The sequence below is a fragment of the Amycolatopsis thailandensis genome, assembly GCF_042723255.1.
In the GTDB taxonomy this organism is placed as follows: domain Bacteria; phylum Actinomycetota; class Actinomycetes; order Mycobacteriales; family Pseudonocardiaceae; genus Amycolatopsis; species Amycolatopsis thailandensis.
Window position 1 is genome coordinate 1 of record NZ_JBHXJK010000025.1, and the last position, 13,012, is coordinate 13,012.

Consider the following 13,012-nt stretch of genomic DNA (forward strand, 5'->3'; position numbering starts at 1 on the left):
CGCCTGGCGCAAGCAAGGGGGCCTTCATGTACCGCCTGAAGCCCTTGGCGACACGGCGATTTGTCGACCTTTCACCGCGTCTTTCGTGGTCTTTCCCGGGCCCGGCACCGAAAGGGGTGCGCGACACGGCGCCCGGCGATCACATCCGGTGAGGGCAGGGGGATACCCTGACCGTCGTGGGTATTCCGGCGTGGATCTGGTTCGTCATCGCCGCCGTCGCCTTGGTGGCGGGGCTGGCGCTGCTCGCGGCCGACCGGGCGAAGGAGGGCTCGCGCAATCGCGAGCGCATGCGCTGGGCCGAGCTGCGCGGATGGCAGTTCGTCGAAGAGGACGAACGGCTGCCGAAGCAGTGGTCCAAGGGCGCGATCGGGTACTTCGGCGCCCAGATGGCGGTCAACGTCGTGGCCGGGTCCACCTTCACTTCCGACGGGCGGCGTCCCGTCTTCATCTTCGACATCGAGTCCGAGGGGCAGATCCCGGCGGTCGTCGTCGCCGTGCGCTGCAACCGCGTGCACGAGACGCCGCTGGAGATGTGGCTGTCCAGCGTGCCGTTCCAGCGCCAGGACATGCCCGAGATGCTCGGCCCGATCGGTCAGCGCTACGCCTTCGCGGACGATTCCGAGGGCGCCCGCAAGGTGATCACGCAGGAACTCGTCGACGCGGCCGACTCACTCGGCGGCGACGTCGGCGTGGCGTGGTTGGAGAACGAGTGGGTGCTCGCGAGCGTCGCCCCGAACGCCGGGCCGTCGCGGCTGGAGCGGCTGCTGCGCGACCTCGGCGAGATCGCCGACATCGTGGACCCGTTCGACGAGGAGTACGACAACGCCTCGGCCCCGGGCCGTCACTGGCAGGCCGATGCTCCTGAGGACGTCGAGCCCCAGAGCTAGGACCGCTTGATCTCCAGCGGGAGCGCGCCGGCGGTGAAGCCGGTGTGCGACGGCTGACCGAGCAGCGTCAGGTCGAGCGTCCCGGACTGCGTCACCCGTCCCGCCTGCGCGGGATCTGCGGTGGGCAGGACCCCGCGAAGTGACGTCGTCGTGCTGCCGCGAGCGGACGCGACTTCACCGACGCCTAGGTCGCCGCTGATCCTGTTCGAACCGGACCCGGTGAGTCCGGCGCCGTTCTGCGCCAGGTCCGCGTCCTGCCCGGTGGTCACCAGCCCGGTTCCCGGACCGATCGTGCCGCCGAAGGCGTGCTCTTGGCCGTAGCCGAGGCCCGAGCCGGCGTCCACCGGCAGGACACCCTTGAACCGGCCGACCCCGTGCTGCGCCGACGTCGCCCCGATGGCGGCGAAGTCGCCGACGTCGACCCCGTGCCCGGAAGACCGGCCCGCCTCCAGCGCGCCGCCGAGAACACCGGAGAACCCGCCGTCGAGCCGCAGGGCCCGGCCGAGTTCCCCGCCGGTGTGCTGCTGGGTCTCGTTGATCACGCCGACCCCGGGCAGCGGGCGGACGGCGTGATAGGTCCCCTCGGCCGCGCGAAGCCCGCGGCTGTCCTCGGAGACGAGAGTGGGGGCGCCGGTGCGCGGGTCGAGCGCCGCCTCGGTCAGCCGTGCGCCGGTCCTCTCGAGCTGGGTCTCGTTCCCGGACACGACACTGCCGTAGCGGTCGAGCTTCACCGTCTCCCGCTGGCCCTGCACGGCGGCTTCGGAGGTCTTCGCCGCGGCGAGCGCGCCGACCTTGTCCGGGCGGGCCGTGACGCCGTCGCGGGTTTCGACGGTCTCGCTCACCGAGCGACGGACGTCCGCGACGACCTTCGCGTCGCCGAGGTCCTTGCTGTAGACGTTCCGTTCAGTGCTGGTCAGGAAGCCGCGAAGGACGGATGTGTCCCCTTCGCTGCTGAAGCCGACACCGCGTTCGAGGGTGCCTTCGCGCTGGTGGTCGAGAGGGAGCGGGATCGCCGGGTCCGTCTGGGTGGCGAGCGCGGTTCCCGGACCGGCGAGCAACAACGCCAGCGGCGCCGCGCCGGCCGCGACTTTGGGCAGGTAGCTCGGCTTGCGCCTGCTGTGCTTCCCCATGGGGCGGGACGATACTTCCCGACTTTCGCCATTGCACGTCAAATCCCCACGGTGGGTGACCCTCACACCGGCGCGTCCGGGCCCTTTCCGGAACCCGACCGAGGAGTAGGTTCCCGATATGACTCAAACCGCCCTGATCACCGGCGCCACCGCCGGCATCGGCGCGCAGTTCGCGCGCAGGCTGGCCGGCGAGGCGTACGACCTCGTGCTCGTCGCCCGCGACGTCGACAGGCTGGAGGGCTTCGCCGCGGAACTGGTCGAGACGCACGGCGTCGACGTCGTCGTCCTGCCCGCCGACCTGTCCGAAGTGGACGGACGTGAGCTGGTCGAGAACCGCCTGGCCGAAGCGCCGGTGGACCTCCTGGTGAACAACGCGGGCTTCGGCCTCAACGGCGATTTCTGGACCATCCCGCCGGACGCGCTCCAGCGCCAGCTCGACGTCAACGTCACCGCGGTCCTGCGGCTGACCCGCGCCGCGCTGCCGGGGATGATCGAACGCGGCCATGGCGCGATCATCAACGTCAGTTCGGTCGCCGGTTTCTTCAGCGGCCGCGGCTCGACGTACACGGCCAGCAAGAACTGGGTCACCTCGTTCACCGAGGGCATCGCCGCCTCGCTGCCGAAGAACATCCGCATGATGGCGCTCTGCCCCGGGTTCACCACCACGGAGTTCCACGAGCGGGCGGGGCTGGACAGGCCCGGCCCGAAGGCGTTCTGGCTCGGCGTGGACCAGGTCGTCGACGAGGCGCTCGCGGATCTGCGGCGCGGCAAGGTGATCTCGGTGCCGAGCCTGCAGTACAAGGCGATCGTCGCGGTCGGTGGCCTGCTGCCGCGCGCGGTGCTGCGCAAACTCGGTGGCGGGTTCGGCGGCAAGGGCCGCACCTGATCGACGTCGCGCTCGCGTGTTCCGTCTCCAAACACGCGAGATCCGCCCTCGAACACGCGAGATCCGTCTCCAAGCACGCGTGTTCCGTCTCCGATCACGCCCGCCGGCACCGAGCTAATCGTCGTCCGTGGTTTCGATCGACCGCACCCCGTCGGCCGCGGCCAGCACGGTGACGGCGTTGGCGTGATCGGGCCCGGTGAGGTCGAGCGTCACCGTCACCTCGCCGTCCCGGTCGTCGGCGATCCGCAGGGACGTGACCGACCACCGGCGCTTCGTGCACAGCTCCAGCAGGTCGCGCAGCACTCCCTTCCCGTCCGCGTAACTCACGCGAAGCCTGGTCGTGCCCGTGCCACCCGGCAGGTGCTTGGTCAGCCAGGTGAAGCCGAGCACCACCACGAAGTGCATGGCTGTCACCACCATCGCCAGCAAGAACAGTCCGGCGCCCGCAGCCATGCCGATGGCCGCGGTCTCCCAGACGGCGGCGGCCGTGGTGAGTCCCCGGATCGCGCCCTGCCTGGTGATGATCAGTCCCGCGCCGAGGAAGCCGACACCGGAGACGATCTGCGCGGCGATCCGGGACGGGTCGAGGACCACCTGCCCGGTCGCGAGGATGTCGCCGAAACCGTATTTACTGACCAAAAGGATCAGCGCGGACGCCGTACCCACGATGGTCTGGGTTCGCAATCCGGCGCTTTTGCCCCTTATCTGCCGTTCCAGCCCGATCGCCGCCGACAGCGCGAACGCCATCGTCAGTTCACCGACCTGGAGCCAGCCCTGTCCGTCGGAAACCATCACCCCACAGTGCCATCCCGCCGGCGACGATTCGGGGCCGCACCGGGCGGGTACCCGCGGATCATGAGGTCACCACGTCTTGTCGCGGCCGGGGTGCTGACGCTGGTCTTGGCCGGTTGTTCCACCGAGCCCGGACCGGCGGCACCAGGGCAAAGCACGGGCCGCGCCCAGCCGGTCAAGGCGATCCAAGCGGCGGCCGGTGCCGTGCCCGGCGGGCGGGTTTTCGATGTGGAGCCTGGGCCCGACGGGTGGGAGATCAAGGTCGCGTCGCACGGGCAGGAACACAAGGTCCGGGTGAGCCGGGACGGTGGTCAGGTCCTCGGCGATCAGCAGACCGCCAAGCCGAGCGACGACATGGCGAAGGTCGAGCAAGCGAGTGTCGACGCCGTCAAGGCGCTTCAGGCCGCGCAGCAGAGTCAGCCCGGTGAGCTCGACGAGATGGAGATCGACCGCGCGACCGACGGCGCCCTCGTCTGGGAGGTCGGGCTCCGCGACGGCAAGGGGATCGAGCACGACGTCGACGTGGACGCCAAGACCGGCACGGTGCGGTAGGGCCCGCCCTACCCAGGAGACGCACGCTCGCCCCAGGGTGCTTTCGACCTGGGATTCCTAGGGTTTTCCCCATGAACAGTGGGTGGAACGGCGACGCGGTCCGGCTCGACGGCGTCCGCAAGGAATACGGCAAGGGCGTCGTCGCCCTGGACGGGGTGTCGCTGGCGTTCCCGCGTGGCGGCTTCACCGCGGTGATGGGCCCTTCGGGCTCGGGCAAGAGCACCTTCCTGCACTGCGCGGCCGGGCTGGACCGGCCGACATCGGGGTCCGTCATGCTGGACGGGCAGGAGCTGGCCGGGATGAGCGAGACGAAGCTGACGAAGCTGCGCCGCGACCGGGTCGGCTTCATCTTCCAGGCCTTCAACCTGCTCCCGGCGCTGACCGTCGAGCAGAACGTCACGCTCCCGCAGCAGCTCGCCGGCGCCAAGCCGGATCGCCGCGTCGTCGAGGAGATGCTGAACCGCGTCGGGCTTTCCGGCCGCCGCAAGCACCTCCCCGGCGAGCTTTCCGGCGGGCAGGCGCAGCGCGTCGCGATCGCCCGGGCGCTCGTCACCCGGCCCGCCGTGGTCTTCGCCGACGAGCCGACCGGAGCGCTCGACACCCGCACCGCCGCCGAGGTCCTCGGGCTGCTGCGCGATTCCGTCCGCAGCACCGGCCAGACGGTGATCATGGTGACCCACGACCCGATGGCCGCCTCCTACGCCGACCGCGTCATCTTCCTCGCCGACGGCCGGATCGCGGACGAACTGCACGCGCCGACGGCGGACGTCGTCGCCGAGCGCATGACCCACCTGGGTGCCTGGGGCAGCCCTTCGCGGGTGGGTGCGTGATGCTGCGACTCGCCTTCCGGACCCTGCGCCTGCGCAAGGGCGGGTTCATCGGAACCTTCATCGCCGTCTTCTTCGGCGCGCTGATCGTCGCCTCCTGCGGTGGCCTGATGGAGACCGGGATCCGCGGCAACGCGGAACCGCAGCGCCTCGCCGCCCCGATCGTCGTCACCGGCGGTCAGACCTTCGAAATGCCCAAGGAAGACCCGGCCTCCCTCGACGCCGACGACAAACGCAAGTTCGAGGACGCGCGGCTTCCCGAGCGCGTCCGGCTCGACGACGGGCTCGTCTCCCGTCTTCGCACCGTCCCCGGCGTTTCGGACGTCGTCGGCGAAGTGAGCTTTCCGCTCACGACAGGCGATCAGCCCGCCTTGGGGCACGCCTGGGATTCCGCCGCGCTGACCCCGTACGCACTGGTCACGGGCACCGCCCCCGCCGCGGGCGAGGTCGTCGTCGAGTCCGAGTCGGGCCTGAAGCCCGGTGACCGGGTCGACGTCGCCGCGCGCGGCAAGGTCGAATCGTTCCGGGTCGCCGGCGTGGCCGGTTCGCCGCGTTCGATCACGCGGGCCGCCGTGTTCTTCTCCGCCACCGACGCCGCCCGGCTCTCCGGGTACCCCGGCAAGGCCGACGCCATCGGTGTCTTCACCGAGCCGGGCGCCGACGCCGAAGCGGTGCAGGCGAAGGTCGCCGAGGTCGCGACAGGCGCGAACGTCCTGACCGGGATCGACCGCGGTGTCGCGGAGTTCCCCGAGGCCGATACGAGCGGGACCAACCTGATCGTCATCGCCGGAGTGGCGGGCGGGCTTTCGGTGATGGTCGCGATGTTCGTCGTCGCTAGCACGCTGAGCCTGTCCACCCAGCAGCGTTCCCGTGAACTCGCCCTGATGCGGGCGATCGGCACGACCCCGCGTCAGCTCCGGCGCATGGTGCTCGGCGAGGCGCTGGTCGTCGGCCTGCTCGCGACCGCGCTCGCCGCCGTACTGGGCCCGTTCCTCGGCGAATGGCTCTTCGGACAGCTCGTCGAAAACGGCGTCGCCCCCGCGGTTCTGCGGTTCTACCAGGGCTGGCTGCCCGCCGTCGTCGGCGCGGGCGCCGCGATGCTCGCGGTGTTCATCGCCGCCTTCGTGGCCGGCCGCCGCGCCGGGAAGATCCGGCCGACCGAGGCGCTCGCCGAGGCCGCGGTCACCCGCCGCTGGCTGACCCCGACGCGGTTCGTGGTCGCGGCCCTCTGCTTCGGCGGTGGCACCGCGCTGGCCATCGTGACCGTCGCGGTGATGACCGGTCCGATCGCGGCCAGCACCGCCGGACCCGCGGTGATCCTCTGGGCGATCGGCGTCGCGATGATCACCCCCGGCGTCGCCAAGGTGACGACCGCGATCCTCCAGTGGCCGATGCGCCTGCTCGGCGGCATCGACGCCCGGCTCGCCGTGCTCAACACCCGGGCCGGGATCGTCCGCGCGGCGGGCGCCGTCACCCCGATCATGCTCGCCGTCGGGATCGCGACCGCCAACATCTACCTCCAGACCACCCAGCAGGAGCTGGCCAACCAGGCCTTCACCGAGGACGTCCGCGCCGACGCGGTGATCGGATCCGCGGCGGGCGGGCTGTCCCCGGACCTCGTCCAGCGGATCCAGGCCGTCCCCGGTGTCGCCGGAGCGTCCGAATACGTCACCAGCAGCGTGTTCCTCGAAGTGCCGTACGACTCCTCCGACGACGGACGCCCGGCGATCGGCCTCACCGCGTCCGGCGCGAACGCGACGATCGACACCAAGGTGACCCAGGGCGACCTGAAGGCGCTGACCGGCAGGACAGTCGCGCTCCCCGACGTCTACGCGAAGGACTTCGACCGCGGCGTCGGCGACACGGTGAGCCTGAGGCTCGGTGACGGCACTCCGGTCGACGTCGAGGTCGTCGCGGTGACCAGCCAGCGCCGCGGCTTCGAGAGCCTGCTGTTCCCGGCCGATCTGCTCGCCCCGCACACCACCGCCGGACTCGCCCCGCAGCTGCTGGTCCGGGCCGCCCCGGACGTCGATCCGGCGGCGCTCACCGAACGGCTTCGCGAGGCGACGGCCGGGTTGCCGGTGTTCGTCGGCGACCGGAGCGCGCTCATCGCGGCGCACGACAAGGACCAGGCCGTCGGCGCGTGGGTCAACTACCTGCTGGTCGGGATGATCATCGCCTACACGGTGATCTCGGTCGCCAACACGCTGGTGATGGCGACCGTGCGACGGCGCCGCGAGTTCGGCCTCCAGCGGCTCACGGGTTCGACCAGGGCGCAGGTGCTGCGGATGGCCGGCTTCGAAGGCGGACTCGTCGCGCTGACCGGGATCGTGCTCGGCACCGTCGTCGCGGCGGGCTCCATCGTCCCGTTCTGCCTGGTGGCGGCCGATTCTCTGCTGCCGATGGGCTCCCCGCTGATCTACCTGTCCATCATCGGGCTCGCCGCGGCGCTCGCGCTGGTGGCGACCCTGGTCCCGGCCTGGTTGGCGACCCGGGGCCCGGCCGTGGACTCGGCGACGTCCGGCAGTGACTGAGTGAGTGGCAAATCGCTTGGAACGTCACTTGCCGCTCACGACTCACCGGACCGAGCCGGCGGTTTCGCTTGGCCGGCCGTGGGTCGCCGGCGAAGGGAGAGCAGCCGCCCCCAATGTGGCATTGGGGACGTTGAGTGTCCCCAATGCCACATCGGGGGTGCGTTCACGACTCACCGGACCGGCTCCGTGGGAAACACCCCGGCGGTGCGCCACAGGCCGTGTGTAAGACTCTCGGCCGTGGCGTACCCCGGGTTGGATCAAGCGGCGAAACTCGAACTGGCGAGACTGGTCGGCGAACTCGCCGTCGTGCACGGCAAGGTGACCTTGTCTTCCGGCAAGGAAGCCGACTACTACATCGATCTCCGGCGGGCGACGCTGCATCACGCGGCCGCCCCGCTGATCGGGAAGCTGCTCCGCCAGCTCACCCACGACTGGGACTACGTCGCCGCCGGCGGCCTGACCCTCGGCGCGGACCCGGTGGCGCTGGCCATGCTGCACTCCGCGGCGACCGACGGTGTCGTGCTCGACGCGTTCGTGGTCCGCAAGGGCGCCAAGGCGCACGGCATGCAGCGCCGGATCGAAGGCGTCGAGGTGCTAGGGCAGCGCGTGCTGGCCGTCGAGGACACCTCGACCACCGGCGGCAGCGTGCTCACCGCCGTCGAGGCGCTGCGCGAGGCGGGCGCGAACGTGGTCGGCGTCGCGACCGTCGTCGACAGGGACACCGGAGCGCGCGAGGCCATCGAGAAGGAAGGCCTCGAATACCGTTACATCCTGAACAAGGACGACCTCGGTCTGTCCTGATTACCTCAGCCCTAAGGGGGCATCCTCCGTGTGCGAACGGAGGATGCCCCTTTTTTTCGTGAGCGTTTCTCAAGGTGAGAGGGGTAACGTCGCTGGTAGGGGTGTGAAAGGGGGCTTGAGGTGGCGGGTTTCCTGGCGAACGTGACAGTCGCGGTGCACATTTTCGCGCTGATGTTCATCGGATTCGGTGGTTTTCTCGCGTGGCGGTGGCCGAAGGTGATCTTCGTGCATGTGTTCTTCGCCGCATGGGGTGTTCTCGTCAACGTCTTCCCGTGGCCGTGCCCGCTGACGGCCGCCGAGAACTTCTTCCGGCACCAGCAGGGCCTCGGCGATCTGCCCGGCGGCTTCAACGCCTACTACCTCTACGACACCGTGTTCCCGCGCTCGTCGCTGCCGCTCGTCGCCGTGATCGCGATGGCGACGGTGATCATCTCCTACGTCGGCACGTACCAGCGCTGGCGTCACCGCCACCACGACGGGGACGCACCGGCGCACCGCGTCAGCATGGGCTGAGTGACAATCACCCGGTGACTCAGTCGGAAGAGGCCGGCCCCACCGAATGGGTGGCGCGGGAAGAGGTCGGCGTCGGCCCGTGGGAAGGCGAGTGGCCCGCGGACGAGCGCTACGACCCGGAACTCCTGGCCAATGGCGACCGCCGCAACGTCGTCGACCCGTATCGCTACTGGCGGCGCGAGGCCATCGTGTCCGATGTGGACTCGCGGCGGCATCCGTTCCACGTGGCGATCGAGAACTTCCAGCACGATCACAACATCGGCACCGTGGTCCGGACGGCGAACGCGTTCGCCGCGGCCGCCGTGCACATCGTCGGGCGGCGGCGCTGGAACCGGCGCGGCGCCATGGTGACCGACCGCTACCAGCACCTTCTCCACCACGAGGACGTCAACGGGCTGCTGACCTTCGCCGCCGCGGAAGGCCTCGCCGTCGTCGCCGTCGACAACACCCCCGGCTCGCAGCCCGTCGAGACAGCGGAGCTGCCGCGCGAGTGTGTCCTGCTGTTCGGTCAGGAGGGGCCCGGGTTGTCGGCCGAGGCGCAGAAGACCGCGTCGCTGGTCGTTTCGATCGCGCAGTTCGGCACGACCCGTTCGATCAACGCCGGTGTCGCCGCCGGGATCGTCATGCACGCCTGGGTCCGGCAGCACGCCGACCTCGCCAAGGCCTGGTAGCCCCCTCGCGTTTCGTCCTCTGAATGCGGTAGTTGCACACGCAAGTACCGCATTCAGAGGACGAAACGCGGCCTACGCCGGCACGACCTCCACCGGGATCCCGTTCAGGACGGCGTTCCCCGACGGGACGTCGAGCAGGGTCTCGTCGGCGACCAGGTTCGAGTTGACCCCGGCGTGCGCCGTGGCGACCTTCGTGCGCGTGCCGTCGAGGTCGTGCCCCCAGCCGTGCGGCATGCTCACCACGCCGGGCCGGACGTCGGCCGTGACCTCCACCGGAGCCTCCAGCTTCCCGGCCCGCGACGTCACCGCCGCGAGCCCGCCGTCGGTCAGCCCGAGGCGGGAGGCGTCGTCCGGATGCACCTGGACGGTGCACCGGTTCCCGCCGCGCACCAGCGGCGTCAGGTTGTGCATCCACGAGTTGTTCGAGCTCAGGTGCCGCCGTCCGATCAGCAGCAGGCGGGCGTCGGGCGCCTTGTCCAGCTCCGCGCGCAGCCGGGGGACGTCCTTCGTGATCGCGTCCGGCGCCAGCTCGACCTTCCCGCTCGCGGTGGTGAGCACCTCCGGCAGCCGCGGCTTCAGCGCGCCGAGGTCGATACCGTGCGGGGCGGCTTCGAGGTCGGCCAGTTTCAGGCCGTACGGTCCGCCGCGCAGCATCAGGTCGATCATCCGCGCCGGCCCCGTGCGTCCTTCGGTGAGCGACAGGTCGACGCCGGTGCGCCGCGCCGTCTCGCCCGCGACCATCGTGTCGAAGGCGGCGACGTCGACGTCCGGACCCTGGCCCGCCGCGATCCCGGCCATCCGCAGCAGGGTGACCCACTCCTGAGGCAGGTCCGTTTCGAGCGGCTGCGGCGTCCAGTTCGCGACGTTCCGTACGGCGAGCGCGTACAACGCGACGTCGTAGTGCGGCCGTTCCAGCGGTGACGGTCCGGGCAGGATGACGTCGGCGTGCCGGGTGGTCTCGTTGAGGTACACGTCGAGCGAGACCATGAAGTCCAGCTGCCGCAACGCTTCCGTGAGCCGAGCGGAGTTGGGCGTGCTCAGCGCCGGATTGCCGCTGATGGTCACCAGCGCCCGGACCTGACCCTCGCCGGGCGTCTCGATCTCGTCCGCGAGCGTGGCCACCGGCAGCTCGCCGAGCACCTCGGGATACCCGCGCACCCGGCTCGTCCAGCGGCCGCTGGTGAACGGCGAAGACCGCCGCGGCCGCCAGAGGGCGGGCAGCGGGAACATCACGCCGCCTTCGCGGTCGAGGTTGCCGGTGAGCGCGTTGACGACGTCGACCAGCCAGCTCGCGATGGTCCCGTAGGACTGGGTCGTCGTCCCCATCCGGCCGTAGACCGCCGCGCGCTCGGCGTCCGCGAGGTCGAGGGCGATGCGGCGGATCTCGGCGGCTTCGATCCCGGTCGCGGGCGCGACAGCCTCGGGCGTGAACGGGTCCGCGAGCGCGCGAACCTCGTCGACGCCGTCGACATGCTCACCGGGCGTGACCCGATTCTCCGCGAACAGCACGTTGACCAGCGCGAACAGGAACAGAGCGTCGGTGCCGGGCCGGATCGCGTGGTGTTCGTCGGCGAGCTGCGCGGTGCGGGTGCGGCGCGGATCGAGGACGACGATCTTGCCGCCGCGCTTCTGGATCCCGCGCAGCCTGCCGCGGGTGTCGGCGGCGGTCATCAGGCTTCCGTTGGACACCAGCGGGTTCGCGCCCAGGATGAGCAGGTGCTCAGTGCGGTCGAGGTCGGCGACGGGGATGGTCTGCGGGTCGCCGAAGAGATAGCCGGAGGAGAAGTGCTTCGGCATCTGGTCGACCGTGGTCGCGGTGTAGAAGTTCTTGGTGCCCAAGGCTTTGAAGAACACACGGCCGTAGAGCACGAGCGCCGCGTTGTGCACCGTCGGATTGCCGGAGTAGACGGCGACGGAGTTCTTGCCGTGCTCGTCGATGATCGGCCGGAGGCGCCGGTCGATCTCGGCGAAGGCCTCGTCCCAGGTGACCTCGACGAACTCGCCGTCCCGTTTGACCAGCGGCGCGGTGAGCCTGTCCGGATCGTGGTGCAGCGCGCCGAGCGACGCGCCCTTCGGGCAGATGTACCCCTGCGAGAAGACGTCCTCGCGGTCGCCGTGGATCCGGGTGATCAGGCTCTTCTCGTCGATCGTCACCTCCAGGCCGCAGGTGGCTTCGCAGAGCGGGCAGGTCACGTGCGCCGTGGTCATGAAGCACCTCGCGAGGTCGGGGACCGTCTCAACATACTGAGCGGTATGTCAGCGGGCAAGGGATGATGACGCGATGACCGCACTCGCCGACCGGGCCGGGGCCGCCGAACGCGCGGTCCGGGACAGGCATCTGCGCCGGGTGTGGGGGCTGCCCGGGACCGCGCTTGGCCGCAGCGGCTGGCCGCCTTCGGTGAGTCAGCGCGTCCACTGGCACTGGAACTACTGGTGGCAGGCGCACCTGCTGGACACCCTCGTCGACGCGCAGTTGCGGGATCCTTCGCCGGAGCGGCTGAAGCTGATCGACCGGTTCGTGGCATCACTGCGGCTGCGCAACTTCGGCAAGTGGATCAACGACTACTACGACGACATCGCCTGGCTCGGCCTCGCGCTGCAACGCGTGGGGCACCTCGGGCTGGACGTCCGCGGCGGGCTGGAGGCGATCAGCTCACGGCTGCGCGAAGGCTGGACCGACGACACGGGCGGCGGGATCTGGTGGCGCGTCGGCGACGACTTCAAGAACGCGCCCGCGAACGGCCCGGCGGCGATCTTCCACGCTCGCGAAGGCGCCGAGGAGCACGCTGCGGGCTTGACCGGCTGGATGACCGAGCGGCTCGTCGACCCGGAGAGCGGACTCGTCTGGGACGGCCTGCGCGTCGGATCCGGTGAGCTGGTCAAGCACATCTTCACGTACTGCCAAGGGGTTTACCTCGGCGCCTGCCTCGAATTGTCCGAAATGGACAGAGTGGAGCACACGATCCACGCGGTCGCGGAGCATGTCGCGCCGAACGGCGTGATCCGGGGACAGGGCGACGGCGACGGCGGCCTGTTCGCCGGGATCCTGGCGCGCTACCTGGCGCTCGCGGCGCCCGCGCTGCCCAGCGGGGTGGCGCGCGACCTGGTCCTGCATTCGGCCGAAGCGTGCTGGAGCGGTGCCACCGAGACGCCGCACGGGCCGCTGTTCAGCGCCGACTGGGCGACTCCGGCGCCTTCGCTGCCTCTCGCCCCGGACGCCCCTGAACGTGACCTTTCCGTGCAGGTGAGCGCGTGGATGCTCCTCGAAGCCGCCGCCACCCTGGACCACCGCGTTTAGTCCTCTGGATGCGGTACTTGCGCGTGCAACTACCGCATCCAGAGGACTAAACGCGGTAGTCCACAGGGTTCGGGACGTTGTGGACAGATGAGCCGAAGATGATCTTGGTGCCCGAGTGGTG

At 70.3% G+C, this 13,012-nt stretch carries 12 protein-coding genes; 9 read left to right on the plus strand and 3 right to left on the minus strand.

Annotated elements, in window-relative coordinates:
* Positions 1-176: 176 nt before the first annotated feature.
* Positions 177-887, plus strand: a complete 711-nt coding sequence (locus ACFWMR_RS12545) for a hypothetical protein (RefSeq protein WP_378278091.1) — start codon at positions 177-179, stop codon at positions 885-887.
* Here ACFWMR_RS12545 and ACFWMR_RS12550 read toward each other — a convergent pair.
* Complete coding sequence (locus tag ACFWMR_RS12550; protein ID WP_378378440.1) at positions 884-2,017, minus strand: hypothetical protein; 1,134 nt, start codon at positions 2,015-2,017, stop codon at positions 884-886. The genes ACFWMR_RS12545 and ACFWMR_RS12550 overlap by 4 nt on opposite strands.
* 118 nt (positions 2,018-2,135) lie before the next feature.
* Between ACFWMR_RS12550 and ACFWMR_RS12555 the strand changes: the two genes are divergently transcribed.
* Entirely contained in the window at positions 2,136-2,903 is a 768-nt protein-coding gene (locus ACFWMR_RS12555; RefSeq protein WP_378378441.1) for an SDR family NAD(P)-dependent oxidoreductase, read from the plus strand.
* A gap of 114 nt (positions 2,904-3,017) precedes the next feature.
* Here ACFWMR_RS12555 and ACFWMR_RS12560 read toward each other — a convergent pair whose 3' ends face one another.
* Positions 3,018-3,695, minus strand: a complete 678-nt coding sequence (locus ACFWMR_RS12560) for an MgtC/SapB family protein (protein WP_449224329.1) — start codon at positions 3,693-3,695, stop codon at positions 3,018-3,020.
* A 63-nt stretch (positions 3,696-3,758) separates the two neighbouring features.
* Here ACFWMR_RS12560 and ACFWMR_RS12565 point away from each other — a divergent pair, with 63 nt between their 5' ends.
* From ACFWMR_RS12565 to ACFWMR_RS12590, 6 genes are all read left to right on the plus strand, one after another.
* A complete protein-coding gene (locus tag ACFWMR_RS12565) occupies positions 3,759-4,247 on the plus strand; it encodes a PepSY domain-containing protein (RefSeq protein WP_378378443.1) in 489 nt (162 codons plus the stop codon).
* A 71-nt stretch (positions 4,248-4,318) separates the two neighbouring features.
* Positions 4,319-5,077: an ABC transporter ATP-binding protein gene (locus ACFWMR_RS12570; protein ID WP_378378444.1), complete on the plus strand. Its 759-nt coding sequence runs from the start codon at positions 4,319-4,321 to the stop codon at positions 5,075-5,077.
* On the plus strand, positions 5,077-7,608 hold the full coding sequence (locus ACFWMR_RS12575) for an FtsX-like permease family protein (protein ID WP_378378445.1): 2,532 nt from the start codon (positions 5,077-5,079) through the stop codon (positions 7,606-7,608). The genes ACFWMR_RS12570 and ACFWMR_RS12575 overlap by 1 nt, the downstream gene beginning before the upstream one ends.
* A gap of 237 nt (positions 7,609-7,845) precedes the next feature.
* Positions 7,846-8,409 (plus strand): orotate phosphoribosyltransferase, encoded by a 564-nt coding sequence (gene pyrE / locus ACFWMR_RS12580; RefSeq protein ID WP_093932493.1) that lies wholly within the window; start codon positions 7,846-7,848, stop codon positions 8,407-8,409.
* Between the two features lie 120 nt (positions 8,410-8,529).
* Positions 8,530-8,922 carry a DUF2784 domain-containing protein gene (locus ACFWMR_RS12585; protein ID WP_378378446.1) on the plus strand — a complete coding sequence of 131 codons (393 nt, stop codon included), beginning with the start codon at positions 8,530-8,532 and terminating at the stop codon, positions 8,920-8,922.
* 14 nt (positions 8,923-8,936) lie between these two features.
* Positions 8,937-9,593 (plus strand): TrmH family RNA methyltransferase, encoded by a 657-nt coding sequence (locus ACFWMR_RS12590; protein ID WP_093932491.1) that lies wholly within the window; start codon positions 8,937-8,939, stop codon positions 9,591-9,593.
* 72 nt (positions 9,594-9,665) lie between these two features.
* Here the strand turns inward: ACFWMR_RS12590 and ACFWMR_RS12595 are convergent, their stop codons facing one another.
* Positions 9,666-11,801, minus strand: a complete 2,136-nt coding sequence (locus ACFWMR_RS12595) for a molybdopterin-dependent oxidoreductase (RefSeq protein WP_378378447.1) — start codon at positions 11,799-11,801, stop codon at positions 9,666-9,668.
* 73 nt (positions 11,802-11,874) lie between these two features.
* Between ACFWMR_RS12595 and ACFWMR_RS12600 the strand changes: the two genes are divergently transcribed.
* Entirely contained in the window at positions 11,875-12,891 is a 1,017-nt protein-coding gene (locus ACFWMR_RS12600) for a glycoside hydrolase family 76 protein (RefSeq protein ID WP_378378448.1), read from the plus strand.
* Positions 12,892-13,012: the final 121 nt, after the last annotated feature.

What these genes read in the sequence shown, in the direction of transcription:
- ACFWMR_RS12550 (WP_378378440.1), bottom strand. Translation starts at nt 2,017, where the DNA reads ATGGGGAAGCACAGCAGGCGCAAGCCGAGCTACCTGCCCAAAGTCGCG.
- ACFWMR_RS12555 (WP_378378441.1), top strand. Translation starts at nt 2,136, where the DNA reads ATGACTCAAACCGCCCTGATCACCGGCGCCACCGCCGGCATCGGCGCG.
- ACFWMR_RS12560 (WP_449224329.1), bottom strand. Translation starts at nt 3,695, where the DNA reads ATGGTTTCCGACGGACAGGGCTGGCTCCAGGTCGGTGAACTGACGATG.
- ACFWMR_RS12565 (WP_378378443.1), top strand. Translation starts at nt 3,759, where the DNA reads ATGAGGTCACCACGTCTTGTCGCGGCCGGGGTGCTGACGCTGGTCTTG.
- ACFWMR_RS12570 (WP_378378444.1), top strand. Translation starts at nt 4,319, where the DNA reads ATGAACAGTGGGTGGAACGGCGACGCGGTCCGGCTCGACGGCGTCCGC.
- ACFWMR_RS12575 (WP_378378445.1), top strand. Translation starts at nt 5,077, where the DNA reads ATGCTGCGACTCGCCTTCCGGACCCTGCGCCTGCGCAAGGGCGGGTTC.
- ACFWMR_RS12595 (WP_378378447.1), bottom strand. Translation starts at nt 11,801, where the DNA reads ATGACCACGGCGCACGTGACCTGCCCGCTCTGCGAAGCCACCTGCGGC.
- ACFWMR_RS12600 (WP_378378448.1), top strand. Translation starts at nt 11,875, where the DNA reads ATGACCGCACTCGCCGACCGGGCCGGGGCCGCCGAACGCGCGGTCCGG.